This window comes from Pseudomonas sp. UBA6310, from assembly GCF_002438225.1.
GTDB lineage: Bacteria > Pseudomonadota > Gammaproteobacteria > Pseudomonadales > Pseudomonadaceae > Pseudomonas_O > Pseudomonas_O kuykendallii.
On sequence record NZ_DJTK01000043.1, the window covers coordinates 1 to 19,477 of the forward strand.

General features: G+C 65.0%; 18 protein-coding genes. 11 read left to right on the plus strand and 7 right to left on the minus strand.

The features are described 5' to 3' along the window. From B3E91_RS09675 to pncB, 4 genes are all read left to right on the plus strand, one after another. Positions 1 to 947: type VI secretion system Vgr family protein (locus B3E91_RS09675; RefSeq protein WP_287029239.1), on the plus strand; the 947-nt coding region annotated here is incomplete at its 5' end. 32 nt (positions 948 to 979) lie between these two features. Further along, on the plus strand, positions 980 to 3,646 hold the full coding sequence (locus B3E91_RS09680; protein WP_287029242.1) for an N-acetylmuramidase domain-containing protein: 2,667 nt from the start codon (positions 980 to 982) through the stop codon (positions 3,644 to 3,646). After that, entirely contained in the window at positions 3,646 to 4,365 is a 720-nt protein-coding gene (locus B3E91_RS09685) for a hypothetical protein (RefSeq protein ID WP_287029243.1), read from the plus strand. Before B3E91_RS09680 ends, B3E91_RS09685 begins: the two co-directional genes overlap by 1 nt. Positions 4,366 to 4,476: 111 nt before the next feature. Then, positions 4,477 to 5,682, plus strand: a complete 1,206-nt coding sequence (pncB, locus tag B3E91_RS09690; protein WP_287029244.1) for a nicotinate phosphoribosyltransferase — start codon at positions 4,477 to 4,479, stop codon at positions 5,680 to 5,682. A 69-nt stretch (positions 5,683 to 5,751) separates the two neighbouring features. Here pncB and B3E91_RS09695 read toward each other — a convergent pair whose 3' ends face one another. Further along, the gene (locus tag B3E91_RS09695) at positions 5,752 to 6,807 is read right to left on the minus strand and encodes a fatty acid desaturase (protein ID WP_287029245.1); all 1,056 of its coding nucleotides are present in this window, start codon (positions 6,805 to 6,807) and stop codon (positions 5,752 to 5,754) included. A 110-nt stretch (positions 6,808 to 6,917) separates the two neighbouring features. Here B3E91_RS09695 and B3E91_RS09700 point away from each other — a divergent pair, with 110 nt between their 5' ends. Then, positions 6,918 to 7,925 carry an AraC family transcriptional regulator gene (locus tag B3E91_RS09700; protein ID WP_287029246.1) on the plus strand — a complete coding sequence of 336 codons (1,008 nt, stop codon included), beginning with the start codon at positions 6,918 to 6,920 and terminating at the stop codon, positions 7,923 to 7,925. A 58-nt stretch (positions 7,926 to 7,983) separates the two neighbouring features. Here B3E91_RS09700 and B3E91_RS09705 read toward each other — a convergent pair whose 3' ends face one another. Continuing rightward, the gene (locus B3E91_RS09705; RefSeq protein WP_287029247.1) at positions 7,984 to 8,940 is read right to left on the minus strand and encodes an AEC family transporter; all 957 of its coding nucleotides are present in this window, start codon (positions 8,938 to 8,940) and stop codon (positions 7,984 to 7,986) included. A 32-nt stretch (positions 8,941 to 8,972) separates the two neighbouring features. Here B3E91_RS09705 and B3E91_RS09710 point away from each other — a divergent pair, with 32 nt between their 5' ends. Further along, on the plus strand, positions 8,973 to 9,374 hold the full coding sequence (locus tag B3E91_RS09710) for a GFA family protein (RefSeq protein ID WP_287029248.1): 402 nt from the start codon (positions 8,973 to 8,975) through the stop codon (positions 9,372 to 9,374). On the opposite strand, the gene aroE is transcribed toward B3E91_RS09710, so the two are convergent. After that, positions 9,371 to 10,195, minus strand: coding sequence for a shikimate dehydrogenase (gene aroE / locus B3E91_RS09715; RefSeq protein ID WP_090231366.1), 825 nt, complete (start codon positions 10,193 to 10,195; stop codon positions 9,371 to 9,373). The two genes, B3E91_RS09710 and aroE, sit on opposite strands and share 4 nt — an antisense overlap. A gap of 43 nt (positions 10,196 to 10,238) precedes the next feature. Next, a complete protein-coding gene (gene hemF / locus B3E91_RS09720) occupies positions 10,239 to 11,156 on the minus strand; it encodes an oxygen-dependent coproporphyrinogen oxidase (RefSeq protein WP_287029249.1) in 918 nt (305 codons plus the stop codon). Positions 11,157 to 11,339: 183 nt separating this feature from the next. Between hemF and B3E91_RS09725 the strand changes: the two genes are divergently transcribed. After that, complete coding sequence (locus tag B3E91_RS09725; RefSeq protein ID WP_287029250.1) at positions 11,340 to 12,320, plus strand: NADPH:quinone reductase; 981 nt, start codon at positions 11,340 to 11,342, stop codon at positions 12,318 to 12,320. A gap of 9 nt (positions 12,321 to 12,329) precedes the next feature. On the opposite strand, the gene B3E91_RS09730 is transcribed toward B3E91_RS09725, so the two are convergent. From B3E91_RS09730 to B3E91_RS09740, 3 genes are all read right to left on the minus strand, one after another. After that, the gene (locus B3E91_RS09730; protein ID WP_282342484.1) at positions 12,330 to 12,887 is read right to left on the minus strand and encodes an L-threonylcarbamoyladenylate synthase; all 558 of its coding nucleotides are present in this window, start codon (positions 12,885 to 12,887) and stop codon (positions 12,330 to 12,332) included. A 60-nt stretch (positions 12,888 to 12,947) separates the two neighbouring features. Then, positions 12,948 to 14,039 (minus strand): DNA-processing protein DprA, encoded by a 1,092-nt coding sequence (gene dprA, locus B3E91_RS09735; protein ID WP_287029251.1) that lies wholly within the window; start codon positions 14,037 to 14,039, stop codon positions 12,948 to 12,950. An 81-nt stretch (positions 14,040 to 14,120) separates the two neighbouring features. Next, positions 14,121 to 15,149, minus strand: coding sequence for a LysM peptidoglycan-binding domain-containing protein (locus B3E91_RS09740; protein WP_282342481.1), 1,029 nt, complete (start codon positions 15,147 to 15,149; stop codon positions 14,121 to 14,123). Between the two features lie 140 nt (positions 15,150 to 15,289). Between B3E91_RS09740 and def the strand changes: the two genes are divergently transcribed. From def to trkA, 4 genes are read left to right on the plus strand one after another with little or no spacing between them, the layout of a single operon-like run. Beyond that, positions 15,290 to 15,796 (plus strand): peptide deformylase, encoded by a 507-nt coding sequence (gene def / locus B3E91_RS09745; RefSeq protein WP_090231372.1) that lies wholly within the window; start codon positions 15,290 to 15,292, stop codon positions 15,794 to 15,796. Positions 15,797 to 15,850: 54 nt separating this feature from the next. Beyond that, positions 15,851 to 16,783 (plus strand): methionyl-tRNA formyltransferase, encoded by a 933-nt coding sequence (gene fmt, locus B3E91_RS09750; RefSeq protein ID WP_287029252.1) that lies wholly within the window; start codon positions 15,851 to 15,853, stop codon positions 16,781 to 16,783. Continuing rightward, positions 16,780 to 18,102, plus strand: a complete 1,323-nt coding sequence (gene rsmB / locus B3E91_RS09755) for a 16S rRNA (cytosine(967)-C(5))-methyltransferase RsmB (protein ID WP_287029253.1) — start codon at positions 16,780 to 16,782, stop codon at positions 18,100 to 18,102. The genes fmt and rsmB overlap by 4 nt, the downstream gene beginning before the upstream one ends. After that, complete coding sequence (gene trkA / locus B3E91_RS09760; RefSeq protein ID WP_090231375.1) at positions 18,099 to 19,472, plus strand: Trk system potassium transporter TrkA; 1,374 nt, start codon at positions 18,099 to 18,101, stop codon at positions 19,470 to 19,472. Before rsmB ends, trkA begins: the two co-directional genes overlap by 4 nt. Positions 19,473 to 19,477: the final 5 nt, after the last annotated feature.

Genomic DNA, 19,477 nt, shown 5'->3' on the forward strand with positions numbered 1-19,477 from the left:
CGCCCTTGAACCATCCCAAGCCACGCATCCTCGGCAGCCAGAGCGCAGTGGTCACCGGCCCGCCCGGCGAGGAAATCCACTGCGACGAATACGGCCGGGTCAAGGTGCAGTTCTTCTGGGACCGTCACGGCCAGGCCGACGACAGGACCAGCTGCTGGCTGCGGGTGTCCAGCAGCTGGGCGGGCGACCGCTATGGCGGCATCGCCATCCCGCGGGTCGGCATGGAAGTGCTGGTGAGCTTTCTCGAAGGCGACCCGGACCAGCCGCTGATCAGCGGCTGCCTGTACCACAAGGAACACGTGGTGCCCTACGCGCTACCGGCGAACAAGACCCGCAGCGTGTTCAAGACCCTCAGCTCGCCAGGCGGCGCCGGCTACAACGAACTGCGCATCGAAGACCGCCAGGGCCAGGAACAGATCTACCTGCACGCCCAGCGCGACTGGGACGAAAACATCGAGCACGACCAGAAGGTCCGCATCGGCCACGAACGCCACGACACGGTGGAAGCCAACAGCTACACCGAGCTCAAGGCCGAGGAACACCGCACCACCCACGCCGACCGCCGGGTGGAGGTGAGGGCCGATGATCATCTGGGGATTGGGGGGAGTCAGCACCTGAAAGTTGGCCTGGCGCAACTGATCGACGCCGGAAACGAGATACACCTGAAAGCCGGCCAGAAGATGGTCATCGAAGCCGGCACCGAGCTGACCCTGAATGCCGGAGGCGCCTTCATCAAGCTCGATCCGGGCGGCGTCACCCTCAACGGCGCGCTGGTCAGGATCAACGCCGGCGGCTCGCCGGGCCATGGCACGGGGATTGGCATCAAGCCGCCAATCCTGCCGGGCGCGGCAGACAGGGACAGCGCCGGAAACCTCCTCGACGAAGGGCTGAAGAACAGCCTCGAGGAGCCGCCGAAGCCACGACGGATGCTGAATTTCAGCAGTTGAAGGTAGCGCGACTCAAGGATGAGAAAGGCACCATGACCGAACAACAGAAGATCACCAACTGGAGTTACCCCTTCAAGGCCAGAGCGACCCCTGGAGCCGAGCGGGCCGAGGATGCCTGGCTCTATCAGGAGGCCCTGGCCAATGCGCTGGGCGGCCACTATCCGCTGGGAACGAATGGCCTCTGGCACGGTGGCGTGCACTTCGATCAGGGCACCGCGGGGCTGCTCGACCAGTCCTCGGTGCACTGCATCGCCGATGGCGAAGTCATCGCCTACCGCATCGACGAGCGCTACCCGGTCTCCGAGTACGAGTCGGGGCCCAAGCCCTACTCCACCGGCTTCGTGCTGGTGCGGCACCACCTCGAAGTGCCGAAACCGACGCCGGTCGACGCTACCCAGACGGCCGCCGAAGCCGCAAGCCCTTCCCCCTCGCTGACGCTGTTCAGCCTCTACATGCACCTGCTCGACTGGGATCACTACGGGCTGGAAGCGGCACCCAACCCACCCGCCTTCATAAGCGAAACGCTCTACACCGTTAAGCCCGACAAGGCCACCGACCCCACGCTCGGACTGCGCGTGCGCGCCACGCCCGGCAACGGAACGGTCCTGGCGCTTCTGCCGAAGGGTACCCGGGTGGAAGTCGGCGATACCCATCCGGGCTCGGTGAAATGGCGCCGCTTGATAAACGTAATAGAGGGCAGCGCGCTGCCCTCATTGGCGGGCTGCGACAGCGGCTGGGTCTTCACCGGAGAAATGGAATCGACGCCCGCGCCCAATGTCTTTCTGGTCGGCGAACACGCCAACGACCATGAGCCGAACCTGGCGCCACACCGCGGCCTGAACGTCCGCAAGACCGGTCGCGGAAATGCCAGCGACGCGAAAACCGGCCTGCTTCCCGAAGGCACCCGCGTCTCGCTGGAGCCGGGAACCACGCCCTACCGCAAGATCAAAGCCATTATCGAAGGCACGGCGCTTCCGCCACTGGCCGCAAACAGTGTCCAGAACATCCAGGGTTATGTGCATTTCGATTCGTTACAGGCGACGCGGACCACGCCCGTCTGCGGAGCGGTCCACCTGCTGGACCCGCCCTACCCGATCAAGGCCGGCGAACTGATCGGCCATCCGGGCCACTACCAGAACCATAACGACGGCGCCCCGCAAACACTGCTGCATCTGGAAGTGTTCAGCTGCGACGACGTCCCCGCCTTCATCGCCCAAAGCCGCGCCCTGGCCGCCGCGTTACCCGCAGAACAGAAAACCCAACTGAAGATCCACAAGGGCGCAAGCAAACTGATCCCGCACCGCGAAGGCATCGACGCCAACCACCCGCCCTCGATCACCGATGCCGGCACAACCATCGGGGTAGACCTGATCATTCCCTTGAGCACACTGGAACGCCTGCCGCCCAGCCACAAGATCAGCATCAATACAGCAACCAGTCCCGGCCCGGTCACCCACTGGTGGCGCCTGGATAACCTCCTGGCCGACAACGACGGCAACCCCATCAACGGCTGGCTGGCCGAACAGGACCTGATCACCACCCGACACAGTCCGTGGGAGTGGGAGGGGTTTGAGTGTGTTGAATACACGGAGCCATCGCGATCAGGTTTTTCTTATTACCTAAATGCCTGCAACCAGCTTAATGATAAGGAAAAGACCGACAATAAAGCAGCCATTGAGCAGGCTGAACAGGCCCCACTAAGAAGTCGCCTGCATGAAATCATTGATAGTAACCGCGACGGAAAACTTACAAGAATAGAAATTAGAACTGCCCTGAAAAAACCTTGGTTGTCACAGCCCATCAGCCAACTTATAACTAAGCACACAAGTGAATGGTTTTGGGATCCGTTGCGCTGGAATGGGCTAGACGACCTGATGAGACTTACAACCAATTATCCGAATCAGGACTGGACGGAAGAGAAGAAGAAGATCGAGATTTCAAGCTGGTGGGAGCGGGCCCCAGGAAAACTATCACTTGATGTTAGTGGTGTTATATGGAGCTTTCACGCAACTAGATTGCTCAATCAGATTAAAAGCGGGAGCCGTTGCTACTGCTTCGAACAAGGTGTAGTCGGCAGTCCATGTTCCCAAGGGCTTAAGGATGTATCAAAAGATCATTTTGAGAGCCTAGCTACACAGCTGGATATTGAGCGCGAAGTATTACGGGCAATTGCAATAGCTGAAACTGGAGACAAAGCCCCCTTCAAAGAGTTTGTGGAAGGAGTGCAGCATGCAAAAATACTCTATGAGCGCCATTACATGCGCAGATTATTGCTAAAAAAAGGATATCCAAGCGATTTGATTGAACAGCTTTCAATTGACGATCCAGAGATCGTACATTCATATCAACCCAACTATCAGTACGGCACCGAAAGCGTGCAGTATGAAAGACTCCTAAGAGCAAGAAATATCAACGAGGACGCGGCCAACATGTCTTGCTCTTGGGGAAAATTCCAAGTCATGGGAGAGCATTACAAACATCTTTATAAAACATCGCAGGAGATGGTTGAGGCGCAAAACTACTGTGCCCTGCAGCACCTCCAATACTTCAAGATCTTCTTAATAAAAGAGAAGAATATGCTAGCACCAATGAAAAACAAAAATTGGATTTCTATAGCAGAAAAATATAACGGCCTTAGTCAAGTCGGGTACAACACTAAAATAGAACAAGCCTACGACAAACTAAAAGGGAAATGGTAGTGCGTATTCTACCTTTTTTGCTGTTATTCTTTTCTCAACTCTCCCTATCGCAAGGGGGCTTAACTTGTTCTGTTCTTCAGCCGAATAACGAGGAAATATTCCAAGAAATTATATACAAAAAATGGCTAGCTTGCATATATAGCCCAACCGAGAACAAAGAAACTGTCATAATTCGCTTCTTTAAAAAAGAAAAAAACGCCTATCACACTATTGCGAAAAACAGCACATTACTGCGCCCAGATGAAATGCACTCAAACCCACCAACTCTAGAGGCGACCAACCAAAATAGATTCCAGATTGTATATTCATTCCCAAGAGACACTTACGTCATCGGCCTGCAAGCCGTAGGTTCGAAAATATCCTTATCGAAAATATACAAATCTATAAGATTGAATCTTCCTGAAGAAGATCCGATCACAATCACAATCTCAAAAAAAGAGTCCGAGCTAGAAAAATTAAAATTTGAAACATTAACTCAAGCGAATGCCTTCAATAGCGGGTCAATGCAGTTATCACCCACCAGCATCGGTGAAAAGGTAAAAATATCCGCAATGAAAGCCACTCTTTTCAATGGACCGTCACCTGACAAAAAAACTAATTCCTATTTAATAAAGAACGACGAAATTGAGTTAATAGAGGTCAGTGGCGAGTGGCTATACGTTAGGTACAAAAGTAAAACAACAATAGAGAAATGGATAAATATATCTGACATACTATAAAATATAGGATCGGTTGCACCTACAACAAAGTATAAATTTAGCCTTACACCTCATGCCGTATTAGGACAAGATGCCCCACGACCCTGTCCCAAACGTCATCAGGAGCCACCCATGCGCGAAAGCGTATTCGCTGAGCGGATCGTGCAGAACACGCTGGACACCGACTTCTACAAGCTCACGCAGATGCAGGCGGTGCTGCACAACTACCCGAATGCGGAGGTGGAGTGGGAGTTTCGTTGTCGCAATGACGAGGACCTGCGCCCCTATCTGAGCGAGATCCGTCAGCAGATCGAGCAGCTCGCCGATACCTCGGCGACGGCCGATCAGATCGGGTTTCTCGAGCGGATTCCCTTCATGAAGGCGGATTTCATCCGCTTCCTCAGCCTGTTTCGCTTCAACATGCGCTATGTGCAGACCGGGGTGGAGAACGGTCAGGTCTTCGTTCGCCTGCGCGGGCCCTGGCTGCATGTGATCCTGTTCGAGATTCCGCTGCTGGCGATCATCAGCGAGGTGCGCAATCGGGCGCGTTATCCGGGCGTGTTGCTGGAGCAGGTCAGCGAGCAGCTGTATCGCAAGCTCGACTGGCTGCGCAAGGAGGCCAGCGACGATGAGCTCAGCGGCTTCCAGCTCGCCGACTTCGGCACGCGGCGGCGCTTTTCCTATCGTACCCAGGAAGAGGTCGTGCATATCCTCAAGCGCGATTTCCCCGGGCGTTTCGTGGGCACCAGCAACGTGCATCTGGCCCGCGAGTACGACCTCAAGCCGATCGGCACCATGGCCCACGAATGGCTGATGGCGCACCAGCAGCTCGGCCCGCGGCTGATCGACAGCCAGGCCGCCGCGCTGCAGACCTGGGTGCAGGAGTACCGCGGCCAGCTCGGAATCGCCTTGACCGACTGCATCACCATGGATGCCTTCCTGCACGACTTCGACCTGTACTTCGCCAAGCTCTTCGACGGCCTGCGGCATGACTCCGGGGACCCGTTGGCGTGGGCGGAGAAGGCCATCGCGCACTACCGCAGGCTGGGCATCGACCCGCAGACCAAGACGCTGATCTTCAGCGACGGGCTGACCTTTCCCGCCGCGCTGTCGCTGTATCGCCAGCTGCACGAACGGATCAACGTCAGTTTCGGCATCGGCACCAACCTCACTTGCGACATCCCCGGCGTGGAGCCGATGAACATCGTGCTGAAGATGATCAGTTGCAACGGCGAGCCGGTGGCGAAGATTTCCGACACGCCAGGCAAGAGCCAGTGCAAGGACGAGAGCTTCCTCGCCTACCTGCGCCATGTGTTCCGCGTCGACGGCGGGCGCTGATCCAAGGCGCGAGCTGAAACGAAACGGCCCGGTGATTCCGGGCCGTTTCGTTCATGCCTGACGGAGACGTCAGGAGGTCGCCGGCGCGCCCTGGACGGCGGTTTCCTCCTGCTTGTGCCAGCGGTTGGCCCGGGCAAAGGTGCCGAAGTCGTTGAAGCGTACACCGGCATCGCGCATCACCCGATGGGCCAGCGGCGCGGTCATCTGGCGAATGTAGAAGGGCTCCTTCACCACGAAGTGATGGATCGCGTGGGTGCTGCCGAAGTTGAAGCAGAACGCCTGCAGCGGCCACATCCACCAGGGGTTGAGCACCTGGGTTTGCTGGATCACGTTGCCCGGCTCGACATCGCCGTAGTAGTGCATGTTGGAGCTGACGAAGTGCAGGCAGAAGGTGCGCAGCACGTTGGGGCCGACCAGCACCACCACCGCGATATCGACGATGTTCATCACCTCCCGCGTGGTCGCCGACCATTCCACCGGTGCTCCGAGCAGGCCGCTCGCACCATCGATGGCATGGAAGCCTAGGAACAGGTACCAGGTGCCCCAGTTCAGCAGCGCCAGCGGCGCATAGACCCTGAGCGTGCGCGCCAGGATGCTGCGTTTGTGCGCCCAGGTTTTGGCCCGCAGCATGCGGATGAGCGAGGACATCACGTTGTCGCCGACCATCAGCAGACGGGCGATACCCCAGGGCTCGCCGTTGGTGATGGCGCGCTCCTCCATGTCGGTCTCCGTACCGGAGACCTTGTGATGGTTGAGGTGCAGGTGGCGACGGATCCACGGGTTGATGGTGCTCGGCCGCGCCATCCAGACCAGCGCCAGCATCAGGTTGTGCGGCACGCGCTGCTTGCGGAAGTACATCGAGTGGATCAGGTCGTGTTCGAGCTCATGGGTCAGCGAGGCGAAGAAGGCATTCGCCAGCAGGCAGGCCCACCAGGCAATCGCGCCATTCAGGTAGAGCAGCGCCGAGCCGATCATCCCGGCGAGGGCGAAGGCGAGGATGCCGGCGCCCAGTGCGTCCTGGTGGTTGAGGATTGGGTAGCGTCGACGCAGTTCGACGCCGCGCGCCATCACCGCTTCACGGATGTGTGCGGAGCGCTGCTGATCGGTCAGGGCAGTGGAATTCATTGGCGTGTCCTTTTGTTATCGTCTGTTGAGGCACGCCGCTACTCTGCGACATGCTGACGCGGATCGCCCGACCCTGGACGCCAACCTGTTGACCGGACACGCCAACCTGCATGACTGCCGAACCCACCACCCTGGCCAGCTGGACCCGCGCGCTGCGCAAGCAGCTCGACGCGCTCGGGCTGGACAGCGCCGCGCTCTGCCGCGAAGCCGGCCTCGACCCGGCGTTGATGGATGACCCCAACGCGCGCTATCCACTGTCCGCCACCACGCGGCTCTGGCACCTGGCGGTAGCGGCCAGCGGCGATCCGGCGCTGGGCCTGAAGATTTCCAGCTACGTCAGCCCGACCACCTTCCACGCGCTGGGCTACGCGCTGATCGCCAGCACGACCCTGCGCGAGGTGTTCGAGCGCATCGTGCGCTATCACCGGGTGGTCAGTGATGCGATGGAACTGGACCTGCGCGAGCGCGACGGGCACTACGAATTCCGTTTCCGCGCGCCGCCAGGCAGCCCCGAACCGGCGGCCGAGGCAATGGACGCCTTCGCCGCGATCTACGTGCGCACCTGCCGCGCCCGTCTCGGCCGGGAGTATGCGCCGCAGGCGGTGTACCTGAGCCGCGCCGAGCCCGCCGACAGCCGTCCGTGGCAGGAGGTGTTCCGCGCACCGGTGCATTTCGGCGCGGCGGAGAATCGCCTGGAATTCGCCCGCATCGATCTCGAGCGACCGCTGGACGACGGCAACCCCGAGCTGGCCGAACACAACGAAACCGTACTGAAGAAGACCCTCGAACAGCTCCAGGCGCCGACCTGGACACGCCAGGTGCGCGCGGCGCTGGAGGCGCGCCTGCCGGACGGCGAACCCTCGGCCGAAGCCATCGCCGGGTCGTTGCACCTGAGCCTGCGCAGCCTGCAGCGGCATCTGGCGGAGGAGGGCGTCGGCTACGAGGCGCTGCTGGCCGAGACCCGCCGTGCGCTGGCCCTGCGCTACCTCGACGACCCACGCAACGCGCTGGGGGAAATCGCCTACCTGCTCGGCTTCGCCGACACCAGCAGCTTCAGCCGCGCCTTCAAGCGCTGGACCGGGAAGACTCCCAGCCAGTACCGGGAGGGGGGACGCTAGCCTCGCCAGAGGTGGCGCCGCACATGGCGCATCCTGGCGAGAACCACGCGCACCGCGATCAGACCAGCCCCTGGATACCCGCCAGCACCAGCAGCAGCGAGCCGGCGGCGAGCAGCGTCTGCAGGGTGATGATGCCCGCCATCAGGTGACCGTCGCCGCCCAGCTGGGTAGTCAGCACATAAGACGTCGGCGCGGTGGGCAGGGCGAAGAACAGGATCAGTACGCTGCTTTCCAGCGTCGGCAGACCACTCAGACGCGCCACGCCGAACGCCAGCAGCGGCATCGCCAGCAGGCGCACGGCGCAGTTCCAGCCCAGCGCCGGGACTTCCCCGGCGAGCTCCTGCGGTCGCAGCGCGGCGCCCACGCAGAGCAGGCCGAGGGGCAGGCTGGCGGCACCGAGCATGCTCAGCAGGCGCTCGCTGCCGCCGGGCAGGCCGACGCCAGAGAGGTTGACCACGGCGCCACCCAGGCAGGCGAGAATCAGCGGATTCTTCAGGATCGGCAGGGCCAGCGAGCGCAGGCTGACGCCACGCTCGGCGGTCAGCGCCCATACCGACATCACATTCACCGCCGGCACCATCAGCGCCAGCATCAAGGCCGCCAGGGTCAGCCCCGGCTTGCCGAACAGGCTGCCGACCACGGCCAGTCCGAGGTAGGTATTGAAACGCAGCACGCCCTGGGCGAACGCGCCGAAGCGTGCCGCCGGCCAGCCGCGCAGGCGACGCATCAGCAGCAGCCCGAGCCAGGCGGCGCCCAGCCCGATCAGCACCGCCGCGGCCAGGCGCGGCAACGCCGGGTTGTCCAGCGGCGCGCTGGCGAGGTTGCCGAAGAGCAGGGCGGGGAACAGCAGGAAGTAGTTGATCCGCTCGGCGCCGGGCCAGAAGGCTTCGCTGGGAAAGCCGCTACGCCGCAGGAGGAAACCGCCGATAATCAGGGCGAACAATGGCCACAGGGCCAACAGCAGATCAGTCACGGGAACCCCCGGTAGTGGTGGAGGCCAATCCTGGCGAGCCACGCGGCGGTCGGTCAATGGCCGAGGAGGAATTCATGCAGGAGAGTCACCAGGGCGGCTGCCACTGCGGCGCGCTGCGTTACCGCTTCGCCGCGCCGCTGCGCGATATCGCCCACTGCCACTGCTCGATCTGCCGGCGCACCAGCGGCGGCCTGGTCACGACATGGATCGGCGTGCCGCTCGAGACGTTCGAGTGGCTCCACGGCACGCCGGCGCAATACGCCTCGTCCGACACCTGCACCCGCTACTTCTGCGGCACCTGCGGCGCCCAGCTGGCGCTGTTCACCCGCCTCAGCCCGCTGACCCTGGACGTCACCATTGCCACCCTGGACGAACCGCAGCGAGCGCCCGCCGACCGGCATATCTGGGTGACCACCCGACTGCCCTGGCTGACACTCGACCCGCACTTGCCCAGCGAGGACGAAGAAGCGCTCTAGCCTGCCGCCAGCTGCCGGCGCAGCTCCGCCAGCACCGGCGCGCTGTCCGGGCGCACACCGCGCCACAGCAGGAAGGCCTCGGCCGCCTGCTCCACCAGCATGCCCAGCCCATCCAGGGCCGCGCGCGCGCCGTGCTCGACGGCCCACTGGCAGAACGCCGTCGGCTGGCGGGAATACATCATGTCGTAGCACAGCGTGTGGCCAGGCTCGATCAGGCTGGCCGCGATCGGTGGCACCTCGCCGGTCAGGCTCGCCGAGGTGCCGTTGACGATCAGGTCGACCGGCGCGTCCAGCCAGTCGAAACCGCTGGCCATGATCGGCCCGAGGTCGGCGAACTCGGCGGCCAGCGCCTCGGCCTTCGCCACGCTGCGGTTGGCCACCACCAGCGCCTTCGGCCGTTCGCCGAGGAAAGGCTCCAGCACGCCGCGCACCGCTCCTCCCGCGCCGAGCAGGAGGATGCGCTTTCCGCTCAGCGAGAAGCCTGCGTTCACCGCGAGGTCGCGCAGCAGCCCGGCACCGTCGGTGTTGTCGCCCAGCAGGCGGCCGTCGGCGAGCTTCTTCAGCGTGTTCACCGCCCCGGCGCGTTGCGCCCGTGCGCTGAGCTGGTCGGCGAGCTGGAAGGCCTGCTCCTTGAACGGCACGGTGACGTTCCCGCCCAGGCCCTCGGCGAAGAAACCGCGGGCGAACCCGGCGAAGTCGTCCAGCGGCGCCAGCAGTGCCTCGTAGCTGAGGGCCTGGCCGGTCTGCTCGGCGAACAGGCGGTGGATCAGCGGCGACTTGCTGTGGCCGATGGGGTTGCCGAAGACGCAGTAGCGGTCCATGGAAGCGGCTCCTCGAAGGGTATGGGTCTGCGGCGCGGCGGGCTCAGGGCTGCAGGCCCAGCCAGTCGCGATCGGTGAGGAAATACTCGGTCAGCCGTGCCTCTTCGCTGCCCGGCTCGGGCTTCCAGTCGTAGCCCCAGCGCACCTGCGGCGGCAGCGACATGAGGATCGACTCGGTGCGCCCGCCGGATTGCAGGCCGAACAGCGTGCCGCGGTCGTAGACCAGGTTGAACTCGACGTAGCGCCCGCGGCGGAAGGCCTGAAACTCGCGCTGCTGCTCGCTGAACGGGGTCGCCTTGCGGCGCTGGATGATCGGCAGGTAAGCCTCGAGGTAGGCATCGCCCACCGCGCGCATGAAGGCGAAGCTGGTGTCGAAATCCCAGGCATTGAGGTCGTCGAAGAACAGCCCGCCGATGCCGCGCGCCTCGCCACGGTGCTTGAGGTGGAAGTAGCTGTCGCACCACTTCTTGTAGCGCGGATAGACATCGGCGCCGAACGGCGCGCAGGCGGCGCGGGCCACCTCGTGCCAGTGCACGCAATCCTCTTCCACGGCGTAGAAGGGCGTCAGGTCGAAGCCGCCGCCGAACCACCAGACCGACTCCTCGCCCTCCTTCTCGGCGCTGAAGAACCGCACGTTGGCGTGGGACGTGGGCACGTGCGGGTTCTCCGGGTGGATCACCAGCGACACGCCGAGCGCCTGGAAGCCGCGCCCGGCCAACTCCGGGCGGTGCGCGCTGGCCGACGGCGGCAGGCCGGTGCCGAACACGTGGGAAAAGTTGACCCCGCCTTTTTCGATCAGCGCGCCGTCGCCGATGACCCGCGTGCGGCCACCGCCACCCGCCGGGCGCTCCCAGGCGTCCTCGGCGAAGCGCGCGCGGCCGTCCTCGGCCTCCAGCGCGGCGCAGATACGGTCCTGGAGGTCGAGCAGATAGGCCTTCACGGCCCCGGTCTTGTCGTTCACGAAAATCACCCTGCAAACAGCGGCCAAGGCCCGCGCGGCGGCGGCCGGCGGGCGGAAAAGGGCGCCAGCATAGCATTCGCCCGCGGCCTGCCGCAGTTGACGCTGTCGGCCCGAGGCGGTTGGATAAGGGCCTTTCGCCGCGACGCCAACAGGCGTCGACGACCCATCACCGAGGAGTTGCACATGGCCAAACGTATCCAGTTCAGCCGCCACGGCGGTCCCGAAGTGCTCGAATACGTCGACTACGAACCCGCCCAACCCGGCCCGAACGAAGTCCGCGTGCGCAACCGCGCGATCGGCCTCAATTTCATCGACAACTACTACCGCGACGGTCTGTATGCGCCGCCTGCGCTGCCCTCCAGCCTCGGCACCGAAGGTGCCGGCGAGATCGAGGCGGTAGGCGCCGGGGTGACGCACCTCAAGGTCGGTGAGCGCGTCGCCTACGCCACCGGACCGCTGGGCTCCTACAGCGAACTGCACGTATTGCCCGCCGCCAACGTGGTCCGGCTGCCGGAGAGCATCAGTTTCGAGCAGGCTGCGGCGGTGATCCTCAAGGGCCTCACCGTGCAATACCTGCTGCGCCAGACCTATCCGGTCAAACGCGGCGACATCGTGCTGTTCCACGCGGCGGCCGGCGGGGTCGGCTCCATCGCCTGCCAGTGGGCCAGGTCGCTGGGAGCGAAGCTGATCGGTGTGGTCGGCTCGGCGCAGAAGGCCGAGCAGGCGAAGGCCTTGGGCGCCTGGGCGACCATCGACCGGACCCTGGAAGACATCCGCCAGCGCGTGCTGGAACTGACCGACGGAGCGAAATGCCCGGTGGTCTACGACTCGGTGGGCAAGGACACCTGGGGGATTTCCCTCGACTGCGTGGCGCCACGCGGTCTGATGGTCAGCTTCGGCAATTCCTCCGGCGCGGTCAGCGGCGTGAACCTCGGCATCCTCGCGCAGAAGGGTTCGCTGTACGTCACCCGGCCGACGCTGGGGAGCTATGCGAACAGCGCCGAGAACCTGCAGACAATGGCCGACGAGCTGTTCGAGATGATCGCCAGCGGCGCGATCACGGTGGACGTCGCCCAGCGCGTGGCGTTGAGCGACGCGGCCCGCGCGCAGACCGAACTGGCCGCCGGCCGCACCACCGGCTCTACGGTACTGCTGCCGGACTGACCGCCGCCGTCAGGCCTCGCGCACCACCTTGCCGGTGCGCAGGTCGCGGATCAGGCTGGGGTTCTTGCGTCCGCCCAGATAGCCGCCGAGGACGTGGTCCAGCTGCTTCGGAAAGTACTGCTCGACACGCAGGCGACTGCGCGCGGCGGGACGCCCGGAAGGGTTCGCCGACGTGGACACCAGCGGGCCGGTGAGGGCGCAGAGTTCGCCGACCAGCGAATGGTCGCTGACGCGCAGCGCAACGCTGTCGTGTTCGCCGGTGATCCATTCCGGCAGGCGGTTCTGGTGCGGCACCAGCCAGGTATTCGGGCCGGGCCAGGTGCTCGCCAGCCGCGCCAGCCACGCCTCGGGCAGGTCGTCGAGAAGGAAGTCGAACTGGCGAATGGTGTCGGCGACCAGGATCAACCCCTTCTCCACGGGGCGCTCCTTGAGCGCCAACAGCCGGTACACCGCCTCGCTGCACCAGGGATCGCAGCCCAGTCCCCAGACCGCCTCGGTCGGATAGGCGATCACCCCGCCATTGCGGACCACCCGTGCCGCCTGTTGCACTTTCCAGCTGCTGACCATCGCTCGTCTCCCGTCGCAAAAACCTGCGCAGTGTACCCAAGCGAGGCGGCGCTGGAAGCGCTAGCGCCGCACGCCGAGCCAGCGACCGGCTTCGCTGGCGACGCGGCCGTCCAGTTCGAGATCGGTGAGTGCGGCGAGCACCTTCGGCAACGGCCAGCCACTGGCCTCGGCCAATGCCTCGCTGCTGTAAGGCGCGGCGAACAGCAGCTCCAGCAGCGGATGCGTCGGCGCTGGGGGCTCGCCGACGGACGCGGTGGGCGAAACGACCTGCCAGCCGCGCAGGGCTTCGAGGATGTGCTCGACGCTCTCCACCAGCAGCGCGCCGTCGCGGATCAGCTGGTGGCAACCGCGCGCGCCGGGATGATGGATCGAGCCAGGGATCGCATAGACCTCGCGGCCCTGCTCGGCGGCCAGCCGCGCGGTGATCAGCGAACCGCTGGAGGGGCTCGCCTCGACCACCAGCACACCGACGGACAGTCCGCTGATGATCCGGTTGCGCCGCGGAAAGTTGCTCGCCTGCGGCGGGCTGTCCAGCGGCAGCTCGGACACCAGCGCGCCGCCCTCGCGGGCGATGCGTTCGGCCAGCGCCTTGTGCCGCTGCGGGTAGATGCACTGCAGGCCGGTGCCCAGCACCGCCACGGTGGCGCCGCCCGCCTCCAGAGCGCCCAGGTGCGCGGCGCCGTCGATACCCAGGGCCAGCCCGCTGGTGATCACGAAGCCGCCACGTGCCAGGCTGCGCGCGAAGCTTTGCGCGGTATCCAGACCGGGCCTGGAGGCGCGCCGGCTGCCGACGATGGCCAGCTGCGGACGCTCCAGCAGGTTTACGTCGCCGGCGACGAACAGCAGCGGCGGGGCGTCCGGCAGCTCGGCGAGCAACGCCGGATAGCGCGGGTCATCCCACATCAGCAGATGGTGGTTCGGCTGTTCCAGCCAGGCCAGCGCCGCCGCGGCGCGTTCACGAATGTCCTGGCTGCGTCGCGGCTCCGCACAACCGGCCGGCAGCCCGAGCGCGCGCCAGGCGGCGGCTGGCGCGCTGAGGGCAGCGGAAGCGCCAGCGAAGGCCTGCATCAGTCGGGCGAAGCGCCGTGGCCCCAGTTCGGGCAGGCAGTGCAGGCGAAGACGGGCTTCGAGTTCCGCGGGGGAAAGGCTCATCGGCGATCATCCTTGATCGACGCGCCGGCCAGCGGCCGGCGCCAGATAGCAGAAGCCCCGCAGTGCGGGGCTTCGGGGTGGTCAGGGGTTCTTGACCTTGTCCAGCACCGACAACTGCCGGCTGGCGGCCAGCACCAGCCCGTAACTGAGTTTCTCGTAGGTGCGAAAGACCATCATCAGGCCGGCGCGCTCGTCGGGAATCTTCACCGATTCGCCGGTGACACGGTCGCGCACGGTTTCGCCGGTCTTGTACACCGCGAGCACGTTGCCTTCGGCCAGGCCATCGCGGCGGCCCTTGTTGATGGTCACCACGTCGAACTGACCGATCTGGTTGACGCCGCGCGGCACGTCGAGAATCACGCCATCCTCGATCGTCCGGGCCGGCTCACCGGGCATGAAGGAGGAGTTGATCGCGCGTTCCTCGGTGGGGAACAGGCGATCACCGAGGCGCACTTCCTGTGTCGAGCGGGTCAGCATCACGGTCGCAACGTCGCCTTCCTGGGCGACCATTTCGGCAGTGCCGATGTCGTCGGCGTTGATGCCGAGGAACTCCCCGGTTTTCGGATCCTTGTAGGTGCGGCCCTGGCGGAAGATGCCGTAGGCCGGCTGGTCGTCCTCGAAGGTGCCGCGGGCGTAGACGCGGTCACCGCTGCCACTGACGACGCGTTCGGCATTGCCGGCGACGATGTAGGGCGCGCGGAGGAACTCCTCGGGCGTATCGACGATGCGGTTGCTCAGGAGGAAGCTGTTGATGGCGTTCAGCGGGATGGTCGGGATGGCTTCGGCCATCGGCGTGCTGCGTACCTGCGGCGACAGCTTGATGGTTCCGCGCGAGGCGCCGCGCTCAAGTTGCAGGCGCGGCTGGCCGTCGACATAGAAGAGGGTGAGGACATCGCCGGGGTAGATCAGGTGGGGGTTTTCGATTTGCGGGTTGGCGTGCCAGATTTCCGGCCACTTCCAGGGTTCACGTAGAAACTTGCCGGAAATATCCCAGAGGGTGTCGCCGCTGACCACCGTATAGCGATCCGGATGACCTTCCTTGAGCTGCACGGCTGCCTGAGCCAGACCGCCGAAGGCGAGCAGCACCAGGGCGAACAGTGATTTCCTCATGCGGTGAATCCCTTTATCATGTCCATTCACGTGAAACGCTTGGAAGCCGCCCCGTGCGGGCTTTTCAGGCGTTTTTCAAAGCTGCTCATCATCTTAGCAGCGCTATTTGAATTTATTCCACAAGTGCATCACAAACGCATATGGCGATACTGAATATCCTCGAATTTCCCGATCCGCGCCTGCGCACCATCGCCAAACCGGTGGTCAGCGTCGACGATTCCACGCGCCAGCTGATCGACGACATGTTCGAGACCATGTACGACGCACCCGGGATAGGACTGGCCGCCACCCAGGTCAACGTGCACCAGCGCATCGTGGTGATGGACCTGTCCGAAGACAAAACCGAGCCACGGGTATTCATCAACCCGGAGTTCGAGGTGCTGACCGACGAAATGGGCCAGTACCAGGAGGGGTGCCTGTCGGTACCCGGTTTCTACGAGAACGTCGACCGCCCGCAGCAGGTCCGGATCAAGGCGCTGGACCGCGACGGCCAGCCCTTCGAACTGCTCGCCGAAGGCCTGCTGGCGATCTGCATCCAGCACGAATGCGATCACCTCAACGGCAAGCTGTTCGTCGACTACCTGTCCAACCTCAAGCGCGACCGGATCAAGAAGAAGCTGGAAAAACAGCACCGCCAGCAGGCTTGATCAGGTTTCCAAGGCTTGCTCCGGCAAGCCTTTTTGCATTCTGGAGCTCCTCTTTTGCGCATCGTTTTCGCCGGTACGCCGGAATTCGCCGCCCGCCACCTGCAGGTTCTGCTCGACGCCGGGCAGCCGATCGTCGCCGTCTACACCCAGCCGGACCGCCCGGCCGGACGCGGGCAGAAGCTGATGCTCAGCCCGGTGAAGCAGCTCGCCACGCAGCACGGGATTCCGGTGCTGCAACCGGCGACCCTGCGCGACCCCGCTGCCCAGGCCGAACTGGCGGCGCTGCAGCCGGACCTGCTGCTGGTGGTCGCCTACGGGCTGATCCTGCCGCAGGTCGTGCTCGACATCCCGCGCCTGGGCTGCGTCAACAGCCACGCCTCGCTGCTGCCGCGCTGGCGCGGCGCAGCACCGATCCAGCGCGCGGTGGAAGCCGGCGACAGTGAAAGTGGCGTGACCGTGATGCGCATGGAGGCTGGCCTGGACACCGGGCCGATGCTGCTCAAGGTGCGCACGCCGATCGCCGACGACGACACCGGCGGCAGCCTGCACGACCGCCTCGCCGAGCTGGGTGCCCAGGCGCTGCTGCAGGCGGTCGGCGGGCTCGCCGCGGGAAGCCTGGTCGACGAGATCCAGGACGATGCGCTCGCCACCTACGCGCGCAAGCTGGACAAGGACGAGGCGCGCCTCGACTGGACGCGTCCGGCCGTCGAGCTGGAGCGCCAGGTGCGCGCCTTCAATCCCTGGCCGGTGTGCCATTCGACCCTCGCCGGCGAACCCCTGAAGGTGCTCGCGGCGCGGCTTGGTGAAGGCCAGGGCCGGCCCGGCGAGATTCTCGCGGCCAGCCGTGACGGCCTGAGCGTTGCCTGCGGGGAGGGCGCGCTGCTGCTCACCCGCCTGCAGTTGCCTGGCGGCAAACCGCTGGACTTCGCCGACCATTACAACAGTCGCCGCGAACGCTTCCTGCCCGGCACGGTGCTCGGCCAATGAACCCGCGTCTGGCCGCCGCGCGAGCCCTGGCGGCGGTGTTGTCCGGCAAGGCCTCGCTGGGCAGCAGCCTGCCGCCGCTGCTGGAGCGGGTGGACGCCCGCGACCGTGGCCTGGCTCAGGACCTCGCCTTCGGCACCGCCCGCTGGCAACCGCGCCTGGCGCTGCTCGCCGAGAAGCTGCTGCAGAAACCGTTCAAGGCCGCCGACCGCGATGTCGAGGCCCTGCTGCTTATCGGCCTCTACCAGCTGTTCCATACGCGCATTCCGCCACACGCCGCGATCGGCGAGACCGTCGCCTGCGCCGACGGCCTGAAGAAGTCGTCGCTCAAGGGCCTGCTCAATGCCGTGCTGCGCAACGCCCAGCGCGACGGCGATGCGCTGACCGCCAGCCTGGAGCGCGATCCGGTGCTGCACAGCGCGCATCCACGCTGGCTGCAGAAGGCCCTGAAGGGGTTCTGGCCGGAGCACTGGCAGGCCATCTGCGCGGCGAACAACGCCCATCCGCCGTTGATCCTGCGGGTCAACCGCCAGCACGGCGCGCGCGATGCCTACCTCGCCGAATTGCAGGCCGCCGGCATCGCCGCCGCGCCCTGTGAATTCAGCCGCGACGGCGTGCGCCTGCTCGAAGCGCGCGACGTGAAGACCCTGCCAGGCTTCGCCGAGGGTCGCGTCAGCGTTCAGGACGAAGCCGCGCAGCTGGCCGCCGGCCTGCTCGACCTGGCGCCCGGCCAGCACGTGCTCGACGCCTGCTGCGCGCCGGGTGGCAAGACCTGCCACCTGCTGGAAGCCGAGCCGACGCTCGACGTGCTCGGCGTCGACCTGGAAGAAAAACGCCTGGTGCGGGTGCGCGAAAACCTCGCCCGCCTGGGCCTGAAAGCACGCCTGATCGCCGCCGACGGTCGCGCCACCGGCGATTGGTGGGACGGCCGGCCGTTCCAGCGCATCCTGCTCGACGCGCCGTGCTCGGCCACCGGCGTCATCCGCCGCCACCCGGACATCAAGCTGACCCGCCAGCCGGCGGACATCCCGGCGCTGGCCGCGCTGCAGGGCGAGCTGCTGGACGCGCTGTGGCCAACGCTGGAAGTCGGCGGCGTGCTGCTCTACGCCACCTGCTCGGTGCTGCCGACGGAAAACAGCGAGGTGATAGGTGCCTTCCTCGCCCGCCAGCCCGGCGCGCGCGAACTGGCGATCGCCGGCGGCTTCGGCATCGACCAGCCGCACGGCCGCCAGCTGCTGCCGCAGGAGGACGGCCACGACGGTTTCTACTATGCCAAGCTGGTGAAGATCGCCGCGACGCCGGCGAGCAAGGAGATCGGTTGAAAATCATCATCCTCGGCGCCGGCCAGGTCGGCGGCACCCTTGCCGAGCACCTCGCCAGCGAAGCCAACGACATCACCGTGGTCGACACCGACGGCGAGCGCCTGCGCGCCCTCGGCGACCGCCTCGACATCCGCACCATCCAGGGCCGCGGCTCGTTCCCCACGGTGCTGCGCCAGGCCGGCGCGGACGATGCCGACATGCTGGTGGCGGTGACCAACAGTGACGAGACCAACATGGTCGCCTGCCAGGTCGCCTTCACCCTGTTCCACACCCCGACCAAGATCGCCCGGGTGCGCGAGTCGGCCTACCTGACGCGCTCCGGCCTGTTCGACAACGACGCCATCCCGGTGGACGTGCTGATCAGCCCCGAGCAGGTGGTGACCAACTACATCAAGCGCCTGATCGAGTACCCCGGCGCGCTGCAGGTGATCGACTTCGCCGACGGCAAGGCGCAGCTGGTGGCGGTGCGCGCCTACTACGGCGGGCCGCTGGTCGGCCAGCAGCTGCGCCAGCTGCGCGAACACATGCCCAACGTCGACACCCGCGTGGCGGCGATCTTCCGTCGCAACCGGCCGATCACGCCGCAGGGCGACACCGTGATCGAGGCGGACGACGAGGTGTTCTTCATCGCCGCGACCGGGCACATCCGCGCGGTGATGAGCGAGATGCGCCGGCTGGAAAGCGACTACAAGCGCGTGGTGATCGCCGGTGGCGGGCAGATCGGCGAACGCCTGGCCGAGGCCATCGAGAGCCGCTACCAGGTCAAGGTGATCGAGATGAACCCGGCGCGCTGCCGGCACCTGTCGGACTCGCTGGACAGCACCATCGTGCTGCAGGGCAGCGCCTCGGACCGCGACCTGCTGCTGGAGGAAAACATCGCCGACGCCGACATCTTCCTAGCCCTGACCAACGACGACGAAGCCAACATCATGTCCTCGCTGCTGGCCAAGCGGCTCGGTGCACGCAAGGTGATGAGCATCATCAACAACCCGGCCTACGTGGACCTGATCCAGGGCGGCGACATCGACGTGGCGATCAGCCCGCAGCTGGCGACCATCGGTTCGCTGCTGTCCCACGTGCGTCGCGGCGACATCGTCAGCGCGCACTCGCTGCGGCGCGGCGCCGCCGAAGCCATCGAGATCGTCGCCCATGGCGACTCGCGCTCGAGCAAGGTGGTCGGGCGCATGGTCGAGGAAATCGCCCTGCCGTCGGGCACCACCATCGGCGCCGTGGTGCGTGACGAGCAGGTGCTGATCGCCCACGACGACACGCTGATCGAGTCCGGCGACCACGTGATCCTGTTCCTCGTCGACAAGAAGCACATCCGTGACGTCGAGCGCCTGTTCCAGGCCGGCCTGACGTTCTTCTGATCCGA